Source organism: Pedobacter glucosidilyticus DSM 23534, from assembly GCF_000425145.1.
Taxonomy (GTDB): domain Bacteria; phylum Bacteroidota; class Bacteroidia; order Sphingobacteriales; family Sphingobacteriaceae; genus Pseudopedobacter; species Pseudopedobacter glucosidilyticus.
This window is the reverse complement of sequence record NZ_KE384311.1, coordinates 83,852-100,097: the sequence shown is the minus strand read 5'-3', so window position 1 is coordinate 100,097 and position 16,246 is coordinate 83,852. Positions and strand designations below refer to the sequence as shown.

Annotated in this window: 16 protein-coding genes; 11 read left to right on the top strand and 5 right to left on the bottom strand. The window is 32.6% G+C overall.

Annotated features, from left to right (window positions below):
* Positions 1 to 267 precede the first annotated feature (267 nt).
* From H510_RS0113395 to H510_RS0113380, 4 genes are all read left to right on the top strand, one after another.
* Positions 268 to 2,682 carry a TonB-dependent receptor gene (locus tag H510_RS0113395; protein WP_026904783.1) on the top strand — a complete coding sequence of 805 codons (2,415 nt, stop codon included), beginning with the start codon at positions 268 to 270 and terminating at the stop codon, positions 2,680 to 2,682.
* A gap of 173 nt (positions 2,683 to 2,855) precedes the next feature.
* Positions 2,856 to 4,508 (top strand): sensor histidine kinase, encoded by a 1,653-nt coding sequence (locus H510_RS0113390; protein WP_026904782.1) that lies wholly within the window; start codon positions 2,856 to 2,858, stop codon positions 4,506 to 4,508.
* Complete coding sequence (locus H510_RS0113385; protein ID WP_211226580.1) at positions 4,505 to 5,140, top strand: response regulator; 636 nt, start codon at positions 4,505 to 4,507, stop codon at positions 5,138 to 5,140. The genes H510_RS0113390 and H510_RS0113385 overlap by 4 nt, the downstream gene beginning before the upstream one ends.
* 112 nt (positions 5,141 to 5,252) lie before the next feature.
* On the top strand, positions 5,253 to 5,573 hold the full coding sequence (locus tag H510_RS0113380) for a hypothetical protein (RefSeq protein WP_026904780.1): 321 nt from the start codon (positions 5,253 to 5,255) through the stop codon (positions 5,571 to 5,573).
* A gap of 375 nt (positions 5,574 to 5,948) precedes the next feature.
* Here H510_RS0113380 and folB read toward each other — a convergent pair whose 3' ends face one another.
* Positions 5,949 to 6,326, bottom strand: a complete 378-nt coding sequence (folB, locus tag H510_RS0113375) for a dihydroneopterin aldolase (protein ID WP_036692927.1) — start codon at positions 6,324 to 6,326, stop codon at positions 5,949 to 5,951.
* Between the two features lie 83 nt (positions 6,327 to 6,409).
* Here folB and H510_RS0113370 point away from each other — a divergent pair, with 83 nt between their 5' ends.
* From H510_RS0113370 to H510_RS0113355, 4 genes are all read left to right on the top strand, one after another.
* The gene (locus tag H510_RS0113370) at positions 6,410 to 7,603 is read left to right on the top strand and encodes an acyl-CoA dehydrogenase family protein (RefSeq protein WP_026904778.1); all 1,194 of its coding nucleotides are present in this window, start codon (positions 6,410 to 6,412) and stop codon (positions 7,601 to 7,603) included.
* 16 nt (positions 7,604 to 7,619) lie between these two features.
* The gene (locus tag H510_RS0113365) at positions 7,620 to 8,432 is read left to right on the top strand and encodes a hypothetical protein (protein ID WP_162143081.1); all 813 of its coding nucleotides are present in this window, start codon (positions 7,620 to 7,622) and stop codon (positions 8,430 to 8,432) included.
* A gap of 12 nt (positions 8,433 to 8,444) precedes the next feature.
* Positions 8,445 to 8,657 (top strand): hypothetical protein, encoded by a 213-nt coding sequence (locus H510_RS0113360; RefSeq protein WP_026904776.1) that lies wholly within the window; start codon positions 8,445 to 8,447, stop codon positions 8,655 to 8,657.
* A gap of 89 nt (positions 8,658 to 8,746) precedes the next feature.
* On the top strand, positions 8,747 to 9,127 hold the full coding sequence (locus H510_RS0113355) for an SRPBCC domain-containing protein (RefSeq protein WP_026904775.1): 381 nt from the start codon (positions 8,747 to 8,749) through the stop codon (positions 9,125 to 9,127).
* On the opposite strand, the gene H510_RS0113350 is transcribed toward H510_RS0113355, so the two are convergent.
* The 3 genes from H510_RS0113350 to H510_RS0113340 are packed head-to-tail and all read right to left on the bottom strand — an operon-like array spanning position 9,091 to position 12,626.
* Complete coding sequence (locus H510_RS0113350) at positions 9,091 to 10,128, bottom strand: glycosyltransferase (RefSeq protein WP_036692924.1); 1,038 nt, start codon at positions 10,126 to 10,128, stop codon at positions 9,091 to 9,093. The two genes, H510_RS0113355 and H510_RS0113350, sit on opposite strands and share 37 nt — an antisense overlap.
* Entirely contained in the window at positions 10,109 to 11,290 is a 1,182-nt protein-coding gene (gene lysA, locus H510_RS0113345; protein ID WP_026904773.1) for a diaminopimelate decarboxylase, read from the bottom strand. Before lysA ends, H510_RS0113350 begins: the two co-directional genes overlap by 20 nt.
* Before the next feature lie 22 nt (positions 11,291 to 11,312).
* Complete coding sequence (locus H510_RS0113340) at positions 11,313 to 12,626, bottom strand: aspartate kinase (RefSeq protein WP_026904772.1); 1,314 nt, start codon at positions 12,624 to 12,626, stop codon at positions 11,313 to 11,315.
* 170 nt (positions 12,627 to 12,796) lie between these two features.
* Between H510_RS0113340 and H510_RS0113335 the strand changes: the two genes are divergently transcribed.
* From H510_RS0113335 to H510_RS0113325, 3 genes are all read left to right on the top strand, one after another.
* Positions 12,797 to 14,533 carry a phospho-sugar mutase gene (locus tag H510_RS0113335; protein WP_026904771.1) on the top strand — a complete coding sequence of 579 codons (1,737 nt, stop codon included), beginning with the start codon at positions 12,797 to 12,799 and terminating at the stop codon, positions 14,531 to 14,533.
* 151 nt (positions 14,534 to 14,684) lie between these two features.
* A complete protein-coding gene (locus H510_RS0113330) occupies positions 14,685 to 15,293 on the top strand; it encodes a hypothetical protein (protein WP_211226579.1) in 609 nt (202 codons plus the stop codon).
* Positions 15,287 to 16,018, top strand: a complete 732-nt coding sequence (locus H510_RS0113325) for a DUF3307 domain-containing protein (protein ID WP_026904769.1) — start codon at positions 15,287 to 15,289, stop codon at positions 16,016 to 16,018. Before H510_RS0113330 ends, H510_RS0113325 begins: the two co-directional genes overlap by 7 nt.
* On the opposite strand, the gene H510_RS0113320 is transcribed toward H510_RS0113325, so the two are convergent.
* Positions 16,013 to 16,246, bottom strand: a complete 234-nt coding sequence (locus tag H510_RS0113320) for a 4a-hydroxytetrahydrobiopterin dehydratase (protein ID WP_026904768.1) — start codon at positions 16,244 to 16,246, stop codon at positions 16,013 to 16,015. The genes H510_RS0113325 and H510_RS0113320 overlap by 6 nt on opposite strands.

The window sequence follows — 16,246 nt, the reverse complement described above, 5'->3', positions numbered from 1 at the left end:
AAAGCCATCGCAATAATTGCGATGGCTTTTTGCTTTAGCACCCTTTATATTTCTTATTTGATATTATTTCATTGTTTTTATTCTTCTAGTATGTTTATTAATAATAAACATCACTATATCTTAAAATACTGGTTATTAAGCTATTTTAAGCACCAAAGTCTACCCTCTTTTCAGATATAAATTTCTTATATTTTTATTTGTATTTAATCTAAATAATATATACGTTTGCCGCATTATTTATAATTAATCTAATTTAATCTGGCGTATATGAAATTGCGTTTTACTTTTCTATCCCTCCTACTTTTGTTAACAACTATAGTATTTGCACAGAAAGCATCTTTAAGTGGTAAAGTTGTTGACCATAATGAACAAGCAATTATTGGGGCTAACATCGTTTTAAAAGGAACGGTTAGAGCTGCACAAACCAACAATAAAGGAGAATATGTGATTAAAGGACTTGAAAAAGGAGCTTACACGATTATGGTAAGTTTTATAGGTATGCAAAATAAAACTTTTGAAGTTAATTTATCAGATAACCAAAACAGTACTGTTAATTTCAAACTTGATGATGATGGGATCTCTTTAAACGAAGTTGAGGTATCTACTAGAAAAGGAATAAAAGGCAATGAAACTCTTCCGGATGTTACAGATTTCAGAATCAATGCAGCAAAGAAAAGCGAATTGATTAAGTTAGATAATATCAATGCTAATTTAGCGATGAATAACAGTCGCCAAATTTTTGGTCGTACACCCGGTATTTCTGTTTGGGAAAATGATGGTTCTGGTATACAATTAGGTGTTGCTTCACGTGGTTTAAGCCCTAATAGGTCTTGGGAATTTAACGTAAGAATGGACGGATATGATATTACACCAGACCCAATGGGTTATCCTGAAGCTTACTATACTCCTCCAATGGAAGTTGTAGACCGTATCGAAATTATTCGTGGTGCATCATCATTACAATATGGACCTCAGTTTGGTGGCTTAATGAATTTTGTATTACGTAAACCAGATATTTCTACTCGCTTAACATTTGAATCTCAAAATACAGTGGGCAGTAATGGTTTACTCAGTACCTTTAACTATATCGGTGGTACTGTTGGTCGTTTAAGCTACACCGCATACTACCAAAAACGTAGAGGTGATGGATGGAGAGACAATGGCTTTTTTGATACAGACCACGCACATTTTGAATTAAGCTACGCAGTTTCTAAAAAGTTTAAAATAGGCACAGAGATTACTTATATGACTACTAAAAGTCAGCAACCTGGTGGTTTAACTGATGTACAGTTTAATCAAGATGCTCGTCAGAGTAATAGAAGTAGAAACTGGTTTAGTACGCCTTGGTTGGTTCCATCGCTTCATGCAGAATATGTATTTAACGAAAAAACTAAACTCAGCTGGAAAGCTTTTGGAACTATTGCAGAGCGTAATAGTGTTGGTATTGTAAGTGCCATCACTACGCCAGATAATTTAGGCACCAGACAAGTAGACCGTGATTATTACACCACTTACGGTTCCGAGTTACGTTTATTAACAGCCTATAAAGCATTAGGCTTAAATAACACTTTAGCGGCAGGTGTAAGATATTTTAATGGACATATAGACCGTAAGCAACAAGGGGTTGGTACAGCTGGTACAGATATGGATTTTAACTTATCGAGCGGCGTTTACCCTCGCGACCTTGATTTTGCTAACGTGAACTCAGCAGCTTTTGTAGAAAATATTTTTCATATTACTGATAAATTCCTAGTTACAGGTGGTGTACGCTTAGAAAATATTAGCTCTACTATAGAGGGGCAGTTTAATGCAACAACTAACTTATCCCCTAGCACTCGTAAGCGTAATTTCTTACTTTTTGGTGCAGGTGCTGAGTATAAAATTACACCAACAACTAAATTTTACTCAAACATTTCGCAAGCCTATCGTCCTGTATTAATTTCTGATTTAACACCACCAGCTACTACAGATGTAATAGATCCTAATTTGCAAGATGCCAGAGGTTACAATTTTGATTTTGGTTACCGTGGTCAAGTAAGTAATTTCTTAAATTTTGATATTGACTATTTCTATTTAAGCTATGATGATCGTATTGGAACAATTACACAATCAAATGCCAGCTTGCAAAACTTCCAATTCCGTACAAATTTAGGTAAATCAGTAAGTAAAGGCTTCGAAGCTTATATAGAAGTAGACCCTGTTACTGCTATTTTTAAAAGCTCTAAAATAGGTTATGTAAGCTTATTTGCCTCATTAGCCTATATTGATGCTACTTATCAAGATTTCAAAACTACCTCGGTAAACAACGGTCAAATTATAGAAAGTAATTTAGCAGGAAAAAGAGTAGAAAATGCTCCAAGAAGTATCAATCGCTTTGGTGCTACTTACAGCTTAAAAGGTTTCTCTATGACTTGGCAATTAAGTCAAATTGGTAAGGCTTACGCCGATGCTTCTAATACTGAAGCACCAAACGCTGCTGCTACAACGGGTTTAATTCCTGCTTACAGCGTACAAGATTTATCTGCAAGCTATAAATTTTTAAAACATTATAACATTAAAGCAGGTGTTAATAATTTAACAGATGAACGTTATTTTACGCGTAGAGCTGGTGGTTATCCAGGTCCTGGTATTATGCCTGCTGATGGCCGTATTGCCTATCTTTCTTTAGGAGTGAAATTCTAATTCAATCATATATTATTTTTTAGCCTCGGGAGTTTTCTCGAGGCTTTTTTTTTAAAATAATGGTTTAGCACTTGTGTAATTATTACCTTTAATAAGCTATATTAGAAATGCTTATCAGCATGTTTCAAACAGCAATAATTAAATTGGATAACAATATATTTAAGCAGATTTAAATGAATATCAAAACACTAGTACTTATTATAATTAATAGTTTGATTGTATTGGTGATAGGTTTGTTATCTTTTTCGTTTTACGAACAGTTTTCAAGTGTTTTAAATGATCGTATTTTAATGCAATTAAATTCAATTGAAACCTTAGAAAGTGTCCAAATAGAAAATTATATAAAGTCTGAATGGAAAAGTTTTGAATTGTCTGAAAATTATAACGAAGATATTGATAGTGCTAATTTGATGCTTTCAGACAGTATCAAAAAAATTGATGGTATACATGACTTTACACCTTATCATAAACATAAAAAAACAACAATAGGTTTTGTGTTAAATTCTAATAAGGGTAGAAAAATCAAAATACTAGATTTTAGAAATATACAAAATATTCTTCTAGAACGAACAGGTATGGGTGAGAGTGGAGAGACCTATCTTGTTGGCGAAGATTTTCGGATGCGCTCTGAATCTCGGTTTTTTCCTAATAAAAAAACTAGCGATATTTCAGTAAAAACACAAGGGGTAATGAGTGCATTAAAAGGTATTAATGGAAGAGGAATTTTTAATGATTATAGAGGTATACCAGTTTACAGTGTATATAGTCTTATTAAAATTTCTAATTTAAAAATGGTTATCCTCTCAGAAATTGACGTAAGTGAGGTTGCTAAGCCTTTAGAAAAATTAAAGTTGAGACTTATGACCTTAACTCTCGTTATTTTTTTAGTAGCTGTTACCCTATCTCTTTTTCTAACAAAAATTATTGTTGACCCAATAAAAAACATGCAAAACAGCCTAAAAGTTATGGCTAAAGGCAACTATGATCAAACTATTGCATATAAAAAAAGTAGCAATGAAATAAAAGAAATGTTTGATGCGCTATCTAACCTAAAAGCTTCTTTACAAGGCGCCGTAAAGTTTTCTTATGAAATTGGCAACATGAATTTAGAAACCAAATATCAACCTAGTAGCGCCAACGATGTTCTCGGAAAAAGCCTTGTAACCATGAGAAATAAGCTCATTGACTATAAAAATAAAGAAGATGATAGCAGGATCATGGCAAAACGATTATTGGTAAACGGATTGGAGAACGAAAGACGCAGACTTTCAAGAGAACTACATGATGGCTTAGGACCTTATTTGACTTCGTTAAAGCATTACATAGAAAATAATGTTAAAAATGAATTGAAGAAGACTGAAATGAAAAAAATAGTAGATGATGCCATTTCTGAAATCAGATTGATGTCTAACGCATTAATGCCTGCTTCAATTGATGATTTTGGAATTGGAGTAACACTTACTAACTATATAGAAAACCTGAATAAATCAACCAGTATAAACATTGAGTATGAAGATTTAACCAAACAAGAAAATTCAAACATTTCTAGTCATCAAGGTATTAATCTCTTTAGAATAAGCCAAGAGCTCATCAATAACTCTTTAAAACATGCTAAAGCGAAAAACATCCGAATTACACTTTCAGAATTTGATGAATTTATTTCGCTTTTTTATTTTGATGATGGAATTGGTTTTGATATGAATACCGTTAAACTAGGCTCTGGAATTATTAACATCAAAGAGCGTGTAGAAATTTGCAACGGCAATATTTTAATCAATGCTTTACCTGGAAATACAACTTTTGAAATTGAATTACCAATTGAATGATGAATGAAATTAAATTAATAATAGCTGATGATCATGAGCTTTTTAGGATTGGGCTTGCAGAGTTACTTAAAAAGCATGACGATATTAAAATTATTAAAAGTGTTGCCGATGGTGTTGAATTAATGGAAATACTCAATAGCCAAATTCAAGTGGATATAGTTCTGTTAGATCTTACTATGCCGAATATGGATGGTTTTCAGGTTTTAAGAGAAATAAAAAACTTAAACTCTAATATAAAACCTATAGTAATTTCTATGCACAGTGTTGGTAACTACATTGCAAAATGTGCCAAAATGGGTGCATACGGTTACTTATTAAAAAATACTGACGAGTCTGAATTGGTGTTTGCCATTAGAAATGTTTACAAAGGAAAGAAACATTTTAGCTCAGAAATTTCTGAAAAAATGATAAACTTTATGTCTACTCAAAGCATTAGTGAAAATGTATTATCAAATAAAGAAAACGAAATTTTAGGATTAATTTCTAAAGGTTTAACCACAAAAGAAATTGCTGCTAAATTATTTGTTAGCACACGTACAATAGAAACCCATCGCACTAGTATTCTGAAAAAATTTGAGGTAAAAAACACTGCCGAGCTTATTAAAAAAGCTACAGAAATAAATTTGATTTAATTTACTTCATCAAATTTATCCGTATAAATACGGATAAAAATAGCGTAAATTCTTATAATACTAAAATTATACTGCTGCCTATATCTTTATATAGAACATAAAAATTAAGGTTATGAAAAAGACAGTTTTAATTTTAGGTCTATTTGCCTTCTCATTTGGGGCATTGGCGCAAGATAAAAGTGAAGTAAAACAAAGCGATTTAAAAGGTCCAGAATATAAAAATTTTAAATCTTGGATGCATAAAGCTGTGCCAACAAATGTACAGTCAGCTTCTACTGCAACAGAACTTCAAGGACCGGCGTATAAAAATCAACGTTTTAACAGAAATACTCAGAAAACTGAAATGGCAACTGTAGCCACTATCGGTAGCGAGCAACAAAAACTAAAAGGGGCAGAGTACAAAAACTACAGTTCTCATAAAAGAGCAAACTAATAGTAACACTAAGGTTACCATTTATCAAAACTATACCATAAATGGGGGAATTTTAAAAATTCCCCCATTTTCTTACAATTATAGTGGAATTCCTCGTTATCAAAACTTAAGATAGAATTACTTGTAATTAAGTTTAAGAAATTCCTCCTAGTTTTTTGTCTTTTAAATTTATTAAATTATATTTAAAGTATGACAGACACAGCTACCCTTATTCTACTTTCGATATTTATATTTTACAATATTACTGTATTTAGTACTTTTATGTATAGGAAATTTATTCTTAAACAAAAAGTTTCTCTTTTTAAAGACTTACCTTTTTTCTTTTAAGTTTTTTTATAAATTTAAAACTACTACAAAATCGAATGTTTATTTATTTTAAATAGCATCTGCCTGATAAATTAATTCAACTAACGAATTTTTAATCTCAGCTTTTATAGGTGGATTTAGCTTCTTTATTTGAATGTTGATATGCTCTAAAAACGGATAGGTTGCTACAATATCATTTAAAATACCATGGGCAACATGTTCTAATAATTTAGCCTCTTTAGAAAAATGATGTTTAGCAATATCATAAAGTTTACTATAATCAACCGTATGTTCTAAATTATCTGTATCCTGTTGATGCTGAACGGTATAGCTTACATAAGCAGAAAATAAAAAGTTATTCTTTAAGATTCTTTCTTCCTCAAAAAAACCTATCGGAGCATTAAATTTCACTTCTTCTAATGCAATTTTTCTTTTGATCACAGACATGTTATAAATATGGATGAAAAACTAATGATATCAAAGGGAACAAATAAAATATTGTTTTGTTAAATTTAACAAAAGCCAATACCATGAACCAAAAATCTTCAAAAACCGATTTATACCAACATCCAGATTATTACTTAATGGATGAATTGCTTAGTGATGAGCATAAATTAATTAGAAATACTGTTAGAGATTGGGTAAAAAAAGAAGTTAGCCCAATTATTGAAGACTATGCCCAAAAAGCACAATTTCCTAAACACTTAATTGGCGGAATGGCAGATTTAGGTGTATTTGGGCCAACTATTCCTCAAGATTATGGCGGTGCTGGTTTAGATTATATTGCCTATGGTATTATGATGCAAGAAATAGAACGTGGAGATTCTGGCTTACGCTCTACAGCTTCTGTTCAAGGTTCTTTGGTCATGTATCCTATTTATGCTTTTGGCTCGGAAGAACAAAAATTAAAATACCTACCCAAATTAGCTACTGGTGAGCTTATGGGATGTTTTGGTTTAACCGAACCTAATCATGGTTCTGACCCTGGCGGAATGGAAACTCATATTCAAGATCAAGGAGACCATTATTTACTTAATGGTGCTAAAATGTGGATTTCTAATGCTCCTTTCGCCGATGTAGCTGTTGTTTGGGCTAAAGACGACACACAAACTATAAGAGGAGTAATTGTAGAACGTGGCATGGAAGGATTTAGCACACCAGAAACACACAGAAAATGGTCTTTAAGAGCATCTGCTACTGGAGAACTTATTTTTCAGGATGTTAAAATCCCAAAAGAAAATATTTTACCTCATATACAAGGCTTAAAAGGGCCTTTAAGTTGTTTAAATCAAGCTAGATTTGGTATTGCCTGGGGTGCTTTAGGTGCAGCTATGGATTGTTATGACACTGCTCTTAAGTATGCTAAAGAAAGAAAACAGTTTGGTAAACCTTTGGCTGGCTTTCAGTTGCAACAAAAAAAATTAGCGGAAATGATTACTGAAATAACCAAAGCCCAACTTTTAGTGTGGCGTTTAGGAGTTCTAAAAAATGAGAACAGAGCCACTCCTGCTCAAATTTCTATGGCTAAAAGAAATTCGGTAGAAACAGCTTTAAATATTGCCAGAGAAGCTAGGCAAATGCTAGGCGGTATGGGCATAACCGGAGATTTCTCTATCATGCGCCACATGATGAATTTAGAAAGTGTTATTACTTATGAAGGTACTCATGACATACATCTATTAATAACAGGTTTAGATGTAACAGGTGAGAATGCTTTTACGTAATACCTTAAACTAAACTATGAAAACATTTAAATTACTGATTTCACTTATTGTTCTCGCTATAAGTTTACCATCATGTGTTACGTATTTAACTCCCTCAATGACTGGAGATAACAATATAGGATATTTACCACGTCCGTTCTCTAAAGATGCTATTAAGCATCAGAATTTTATTTCTGCAGAATACAGTTCAAGTAGTGCACCAAGTGGAGATTTAAATTTCAATCTAGGAATGCTAAATATTAGCAAAGGTCATACTCTAAAACATATTAACTTTGGTTATGGCGCATTTGTTTTCTTAGGTAACGCCAATTATGAGAATGACTCTACCATATCAAAATCAGATTCTGATAATCCTATAAATAATTTTAACAAGTTTTTATACGGTGGCGGATTAAGAACAACTATAGGTTTTCATGTTACAGAAATAAAGAATTTAGATTTTAGGATATTAAATTGGGAGAACGCATTTTCCATTGAAAAAGGCGATTACACAAATTACAGAAAAGAAATTTACCGATCCACATTAAGTTATCCAGTTTATGTTTCAAATTTTGATAAATTCTTTACTACGGGTTTATCATCAGAGATTTTATGGAATCCAAATTTTTTAAACAAAAACTTACAAATAGGTTTACGCCTTTTTGTTGGAATAACATCAGGCCTAAATAAGAGCTTTATCAACAAAGACACAAATCAAACTGATCCTGATATGGATTATAGAGCTGTAAGTTTTAACTCCTTTATCAAGTACAAAAAAATTTTTAGCACTTTACAAATAGGAGCAGAACATAATCTTGGAGCCAAAATTGCTTTGGGTTATTCTTTTTAAAACACCAATACTATGAACAAATCATTAGGAATTATTTTAACCATCATTGGCATTGTGATGCTGGTTTGGGGTGGCTTTTCTTATACTAAACAAGAAAAAGTCATAGATGCAGGACCTATACAGGTTTCAGCAGATAAAAAAGAGACTGTTAATTGGCCTCCTTATGTGGGCGGAGTAGTTTTAATTGCCGGTATTGTTTTATTAGTTACAGCTAAGAAAACCTAATCTTAACAAGATGATAAAGGTTTACATAACCGAATTTTATTCTAATTTTGAGCAGAGATTTAAATATTTCTGCTTTTTTTATTTATAAAATGAAAGATTATAAAAAATATTACCTTATTCCTGCAACGCCAGAAGAAGTTTATTTGGCCCTTACCAACCCTTTAAGCATTAAACTTTGGACAGGTGCTGAAGCAGAAATGAGTACTAGTCCGGGTACAGAATTTTCTTTATTTGATGGTGATATCGTAGGAAAAAATCTAGAGTTCGTTGAAAATCAAAAAATTGTACAAGAATGGTATTTTGATGGACAAGAAGAAAAATCAATCGTAACCATTAAACTACACGAGCATAAAAAAGGCACCTCTGTAGAATTATTACACACCAATATCCCGACAGAAAGCTACGAAGAATTTGTTGATGGCTGGGATAGCTCTTATTTTGGAGAGTTATTAGAGTTTTTTGAAGAATAATCAAAAGGTAAATACTTTGATTTAACTTCCTCTTTTAAAGTCGGAATATTTTCATTTAGAGCCTCTCCGTTTAAAACTCTTTCATAGTATTTAAGATATTGATTAGCCATAAAAGTTGCTGAAAATAAATCTTTAGCTCTTTCGTGGCATTTGAAACTATCAAAATCATCTGCCTTTTTCAGTGCATAAGCTAAATCTTCTGCTGATGTATTTAAAACCCCTGTTTCTTTGCTCACTAGTTCTGGAATGGCACCATAAGGAGTCGCAAAAACTGGGCATCCAAAATACATACTTTCTATAATGGCTAAGCCAAAAGGCTCATCCCATAAAACAGGGAAAATAAGCCCTTTAGATTTCTGTAAATAATTTGATTTCACTAAATTATCAACCATACCTCTAAACCTTACATGGGTATCAAAGGTAAAACGCCAACCCATTTTAAAGTTAAATCTGTATCCACCTAAAACTTCTAATTTTTCATTTGCTTTTTTAGTAATCTCAATAGCTCCTTTTATATTTTTAACCTTCCATGCTGCGTTAGCTAAGAAATGAAAATATGTTCGCTTAATATTAAAATTAGGTTTTGGATAATTATCCCAATCTAAACCATTATAGACAAAAGCATTAGATTGATGCCTTTCTCCATGGTTTTTACTGATAAAAACACATTGTTTATCTAAGGTATGTCCATAGCCAGGGTTTACATGAATGGTAATTAAATAAGGTTTTTGTGGCTTTGGATGTACAATATCATGGCAATGTACTAAGTCTACATCATCAGGAATTTGCTGGTTTATATCAACCGAAGGATTGTAATGAATAACTTTAGCAAAATCGCAATAAGAACCGCTCTTCACCAAGTAGGTAATTTGATAACCTTGTTGATGAAGAGCTTTTCCTAGATCCCAAATTACCCTTTCGATTCCACCATATTGTATAGCAGGAATTTTTACGGGGCAATAAATAAGAATGTGTAACTTTTTATGCTTCAGTGTAAACATGTCTGATATCAGGCCTCAAATTATAAGCAGAAGCCATAACCTCGCCATAAGCGCCAGCTGTTCTTAATGCAATTAAATCTCTTCTTTTAGTTTCAGGTAAAACAACTTCTTTTCCAAAACAGTCAGACGATTCGCAAATTGGCCCAACAACATCGTAATTAATAAATTTTGATTCTTGATTTTTGATTTCAGAATTATCTAATTGTTGTGAAATGTTTTCTATTTTATGATATGCCTGATACAAAGCCGGGCGCATTAATTCTGTCATACCTGCATCTACAATAGCAAAGTTCTTTTTAATACCATGTTTTACATATAAAACACTAGTAATTAAGCTACTACATTGCGCAACTAAAGCTCTACCTAATTCAAAATGAACTTCTTGATAAGGTTTTATCTCCAAGAAATCTTTAAAAATTTGAAAATAGCTATTAAAATCTGCGATAGAGTTTTCATCTGGTTGATGATAATCTACACCTAAACCACCGCCAACATTTAAAACTTTTACAGGCATACCACGCTCTTCAAACCAAGACTGAACTTCATTAACCTTTACACAAAGGCTTTTGAAAACGTTCATATCTGTAATTTGAGAACCCACATGAAAATGTATACCTAAAAATTCTAAATGGCTACATTTTTTTAATGTTTCGGAAACATCAGCAAGCTCCCAAGCATTAATACCAAATTTATTTTCATCTAAACCTGTGGTAATGTAATGGTGGGTATGCGCATCTACATTAGGGTTTACACGAATAGCAACCGAGGCTTTTTTACCTTTCTTAGCAGCTAATTCATTTATAACCTCTAACTCTTGAATAGATTCTACATTGAAACAAAAAATATCATTATCTAATGCATAGTTTATCTCTCTATCTGATTTTCCTACACCTGCAAAAACAACTTTTTCAGCATTAAAACCTGTTTCAATTGCTTTTTTAACCTCGCCACCAGAAACACAATCTGCACCTAAACCAGCATCTTTAATAAGCTGTAAAACACGGTTATTAAAATTAGCTTTTAATGCAAAATGTATATGAAAATGGTGCGATGCAGAAGCCTCTTTACATGCTGTTAAAGTGTCTTTCAACAACTTTAAATCGTAATAGTAAAAAGGTGTCTCTTTATCTTTAAATGAATCTACTAATTGGGCATTAAACATTTGCCTTACCATCTGCACTATATTATTCAAATAAACGATTGTGTAAACTTCTTAAAGCTTCTACCTTATCTTCGGTTTTAACCAATAAAGAGATATTGTAGTTACTTCCACCGTAAGAAATCATCCTTAATGGGATGTGTTTTAAAGATTCAAAAACTCTTGAAGCAAAACCATGGGTATCAGCTCCCATATCCCCTACTATACAAATGATAGATTGGTTTACATCAACTTCAACAGTTCCAAAATCACTTAATTCTTTGGTGATTTCTCCTAAATATTTAGTTTCATCAATAGTAACAGAAACTGCCACTTCTGATGTTGTAATCATATCAATTGGCGTTTTATAACGCTCAAAAACTTCAAAAACTCTCCTCAAAAAACCATAAGCTAATAGCATTCTGCTAGATTGTATTTTAATAGCTGTAATACCATCTTTTGCTGCAATAGATTTGATTTTACCTTTTTCACTTTCAGAACTTATTAATGTACCAAAAGCTTTAGGTTCCATTGTATTTAACAACCTAACTGGTATTTTGTAGCGTTGCGCAGGGAAAACCGATTGTGGGTGTAAAATTTTAGCACCAAAATAAGCTAGCTCAGCAGCCTCATCAAAAGATAAACGAGCAATAGGCTTAGTACCTTTTACAATACGAGGGTCGTTGTTGTGCATTCCGTCAATATCTGTCCAAATTTGAACTTCTTCTGAACGTATACCGGCACCAATTAAAGAAGCTGTATAATCACTTCCTCCTCTTCTTAAATTATCGATCTCACCAAAAGAATTTCTACAGATGTAACCTTGTGTAATAAACAGGTTGATAGAAGGATTTTCATCTAAAAGTGGTGTAAGTTTTTCTGTGATAAAATCAACAATAGGCTCATTGTCTTCATCAATCTTCATGAATTCTAAAGCTGGTAACAACACAGATGGAACACCAATTTCCTCTAAGTAAATATGGTATAAGGTTGTTGATAAAAGCTCGCCTTGTGCTAAAACAACTTTTTCTTCAATAGCTGTAAATAAATCATGCGAAAAAGCATCTAATAAATCAAAATGAGAATCAATTACTTCTTTACCTTTACCTAAAAATTCGTCTTTTTGAAATAGTTCTTTAATGAAAACCTCATACTTATCCTTTAAAGCCTTTACAAGTTCCTTAGCCTTGGCCTTATCAGACGCAAGATAAGCTTGAGATATTTCTACCAAGCTATTAGTTGTACCAGAAACTGCAGATAGTACGACTATCTGTCTTTCAGACGGATTGATGATGTCTAAAAGTTTTTTCATTCTTTCAGGGCTTCCTACAGATGTACCTCCGAACTTTAGAACTTTCATTTTTATACTATTTATATGATTTTTAATTCAGGAGCTAAAAATAGATAAAAGCTTGGTATTATCAGGAACGAATAAAATAAAATTGTACGATTTTTGATTAATTGTAAGAATTTACATTAATAATTATAATTTTATCCATCCTATTTTTTCTTTACAAAAAGTTTTCAAACATGCAGCAATTAGAACAATCTGTCCAATCTAAAATTAACACTTGGTTACAAGGAAGTTACGATGCCGAAACCAAGCAAAAAATCCAAAGTTTATTAGATGAAAAATCTTTTACAGAATTAACCGATTCCTTTTATAAAGATCTTGAATTTGGTACCGGAGGCTTACGTGGTATTATGGGGCCAGGTTCTAATCGTATAAATAAATATACCATTGGAGCAGCAACGCAAGGTTTAGCCAACTATTTAATCAAAAAATATCCAGGCGAAACTATAAAAGTTGCTATTGCTCATGATAGTCGTAACAATTCTGATTACTTCGCCAAAATTACTGCCGAGGTTTTATCTGCTAATGATATTCATGTTTATTTCTTTAAAGCTTTAAGACCAACACCTGAACTTTCTTTTGCTGTAAGAGAATTGGGTTGCAAAAGTGGTGTGATGTTAACTGCATCTCATAACCCTAAAGAATATAACGGTTATAAAGCTTATGGTGCAGATGGTGGGCAGTTTGTAGCTCCTGATGATAAAATGGTGATGGATGAAGTAGCAAAAATTACCAATATAGACGATGTTAAATTTACGGTCAAGCCTGATAATATTTCCTACATAGGCGAAGAAATTGATGAGAGCTACTTAAGCAAAATAGTTTCCTTATCGGTTTCGCCTGATGCTATTAAACGTCAGCATGATTTAAAAATCGTTTTCTCTCCTATTCATGGTACGGGTATCACCTTAGTACCTCCTGCTTTAGAGAGATTTGGCTTTACCAATATTACTTTGGTTGAGCAACAGGTTAAACCCGATGGAAATTTCCCTACCGTTATTTATCCAAACCCTGAGGAAAAAGAAGCCTTAACTTTAGCATTACAAAAAGCCAAAGAAGTTGATGCTGATTTGGTTTTAGCAACAGACCCTGATGCAGACCGTGTAGGTATTGCTGTTAAAAACCACGATGGTGAGTTTGAACTTTTAAATGGTAACCAAACCGGCTGTTTACTGGTTAATTATATGCTTGAGGCATGGGAAAAAGAAGGAAAATTTACCGGTAAAGAATACGTAATTAAAACCATTGTTACTTCTTACCTAATAGATAAAATTGCTGCTTCTAAAAATGTAACCTGCTACAATACCTTAACTGGTTTTAAATTTATTGGTCAGATTATGACACAATTACAAGGTAAAGAAACTTTTATTGTAGGTGGCGAGGAAAGTTACGGCTATCTAGTTGGAGAATTTGTTAGAGATAAAGATGCAGTAATTTCTTGTGCATTTATTGCAGAAATGACTGCTTTTTACAAAGATAAAGGAAGCAGCTTGTACGATGCTTTGATAGATATGTATGTGAAATACGGTTTCTATAAAGAGAAGTTAGTATCTATCACGAAGAAAGGTAAAACCGGTGCCGAAGAAATTGTAGCTATGATGGAGCGTTTTAGAAATAATCCGCCACAAAGTTTAGGTGGCTCTAAAGTGGTTACTTTAAAGGATTATACTTTAAGAAAAGAAACTGATTTAAATTCGGGTATCATTAAACAAATAGATTTACCAAAATCTGATGTTTTACAGTTTGTTACCGAGGATGGCTGTATCATTTCTGCTCGCCCATCTGGTACAGAACCAAAAATTAAATTCTATTGCAGTGTAAACACACCTTTAGCAAATAAGGAAGCATTTAAAGAAACTGATGCTTTGTTAGATGAAAAAATCAATCAGATTATGGCTGATTTAGGAGTTTAAAATCATAAAGCCCGTTTAAAGCGGGCTTTTTTTATATACTATTTTTGAAATACAAATTATCGTGTGAATCAGCGATAATTAAAAATATCGCACAAATACACGATAATTAAAAATATCGCATAATTAAGCGATAATTACTATATTGCATACTATGATGCAAGCAATTTTAACCGGAGATATCATCAGCTCGAGAAAAGTTGATTCTGAAATATGGCTCAATAGTTTAAAAGCGCTGTTTGGGCAATATGGAGTACAGCCTAAAGACTGGGAAATTTACCGTGGAGATAGTTTCCAAATTAAAACAGAACCTGTATTTGCACTTAAATTGGCTTATATTATCAAAGCTAATGTTAAAAAGTTAAGCCAATTAGATGCAAGAATTGGTATTGGTATTGGAGACATAAATTATCAAAGCGATAAGCTATCAGAATCTAATGGTGACGCTTTTATTTTTGCTGGCGAATGTTTTGATAGCTTAAAAACAAATACTTTAGCAATAAAAACTACATGGCCACAGTTTGATTTAACCATAAACACCATGTTAGAAATTTTTGCGCTTACCGCTGATGGTTGGACATCAACATCGGCAGAAATGATATTGAAGGCTTTACAACATCCGGAGCTTAATCAGCAACAGCTTGCTGCTGCGTTAAATAAAAAAAGCCAAAGTGCTATAAGTGCGGGCTTAAAAAGAGGTGGTTATGATGAATTGCTAAAACTGCTGAATTATTATCAGCAACAGCTAAAAAACCTATGTTAACATTATTATTGCAACTGCTATTAGCTCATCTTATTGGCGATTTTGTTCTGCAACCCAACAAATGGGTTGAACATAAAAAGTCGTTCAAAATAAAATCAAAATATCTTTATTCCCACGCAGCCATCCATTTAATGCTTTTGTTATTGATAACAGCATTTAAAACGCAATATCTATTGGGTGTTATGGCAATTGTAATCAGTCATTTAGTTATTGATATACTTAAAATTTACGTAGAGAAACCCAAATACAGCAAAGCATACTTTTTTACAGACCAGTTTTTACACTTCCTTGTTATAGCAGTGGTTGTTTATGCTTATTATCCTTACGAGGTAAATCTCCAATATCTACAAACACCCCAATTTTTATTAATGGTTACAGCTTTACTAAGCGTGAGTTATGTAAGTGCCATTGTTTTAAGGGTTTTATTAACACAATGGAGTGTTCAAATTAAGCAAGAAACATCAGAACTTATTCAACACAATAGTAACCATGCAGGTAAGTATATAGGTATTTTAGAGCGCTTATTTATCTTCTTTTTTGTAGTGATAAACTTTTGGGAAGGTATTGGTTTTCTGCTTGCAGCTAAATCTATTTTTAGGTTTGGCGATTTAAAAGATGCTAAGGACATTAAGCTTACAGAATATATCTTGATAGGAACTTTACTAAGCTTTGGAATGGGTATTTTATGTGCCGAACTTTATTTAGCTGTTTTAAAAATCTTATAAAAGCGCATCAATAGCTTGGGCTAAAGCTTTATCTTTTTCTGTAACGATATTTCCTTCATCATGGGTTTGAAGCCAAATTTCAACCTTATTATAGGTGTTTTTCCATGTGGGATGATGCTGGGCTTCTTCTGCTAAAACAGCAACTTTTTTCATAAAAGCAAAAGCTTCAGCAAAATCTTTAAAGCTGAAGCTTTTGTAAAGGGTATTATTTTCTTCTTTCCAGTTCAT

Excerpts from the sequence above, each read along its gene's own strand:
- H510_RS0113365 (WP_162143081.1), top strand. The coding sequence starts at position 7,620 with ATGAAAACATTTAAATTACTGATTTCACTTATTGTTCTCGCTATAAGT.
- H510_RS0113355 (WP_026904775.1), top strand. The coding sequence starts at position 8,747 with ATGAAAGATTATAAAAAATATTACCTTATTCCTGCAACGCCAGAAGAA.
- H510_RS0113340 (WP_026904772.1), bottom strand. The coding sequence starts at position 12,626 with ATGAAAGTTCTAAAGTTCGGAGGTACATCTGTAGGAAGCCCTGAAAGA.
- H510_RS0113320 (WP_026904768.1), bottom strand. The coding sequence starts at position 16,246 with ATGAACTGGAAAGAAGAAAATAATACCCTTTACAAAAGCTTCAGCTTT.
- H510_RS0113360 (WP_026904776.1), top strand. The coding sequence starts at position 8,445 with ATGAACAAATCATTAGGAATTATTTTAACCATCATTGGCATTGTGATG.
- lysA (WP_026904773.1), bottom strand. The coding sequence starts at position 11,290 with ATGTTTAATGCCCAATTAGTAGATTCATTTAAAGATAAAGAGACACCT.
- folB (WP_036692927.1), bottom strand. The coding sequence starts at position 6,326 with ATGTCTGTGATCAAAAGAAAAATTGCATTAGAAGAAGTGAAATTTAAT.
- H510_RS0113390 (WP_026904782.1), top strand. The coding sequence starts at position 2,856 with ATGAATATCAAAACACTAGTACTTATTATAATTAATAGTTTGATTGTA.
- H510_RS0113395 (WP_026904783.1), top strand. The coding sequence starts at position 268 with ATGAAATTGCGTTTTACTTTTCTATCCCTCCTACTTTTGTTAACAACT.
- H510_RS0113330 (WP_211226579.1), top strand. The coding sequence starts at position 14,685 with ATGATGCAAGCAATTTTAACCGGAGATATCATCAGCTCGAGAAAAGTT.
- H510_RS0113350 (WP_036692924.1), bottom strand. The coding sequence starts at position 10,128 with ATGTTTACACTGAAGCATAAAAAGTTACACATTCTTATTTATTGCCCC.
- H510_RS0113380 (WP_026904780.1), top strand. The coding sequence starts at position 5,253 with ATGAAAAAGACAGTTTTAATTTTAGGTCTATTTGCCTTCTCATTTGGG.
- H510_RS0113335 (WP_026904771.1), top strand. The coding sequence starts at position 12,797 with ATGCAGCAATTAGAACAATCTGTCCAATCTAAAATTAACACTTGGTTA.
- H510_RS0113325 (WP_026904769.1), top strand. The coding sequence starts at position 15,287 with ATGTTAACATTATTATTGCAACTGCTATTAGCTCATCTTATTGGCGAT.
- H510_RS0113385 (WP_211226580.1), top strand. The coding sequence starts at position 4,505 with ATGATGAATGAAATTAAATTAATAATAGCTGATGATCATGAGCTTTTT.
- H510_RS0113370 (WP_026904778.1), top strand. The coding sequence starts at position 6,410 with ATGAACCAAAAATCTTCAAAAACCGATTTATACCAACATCCAGATTAT.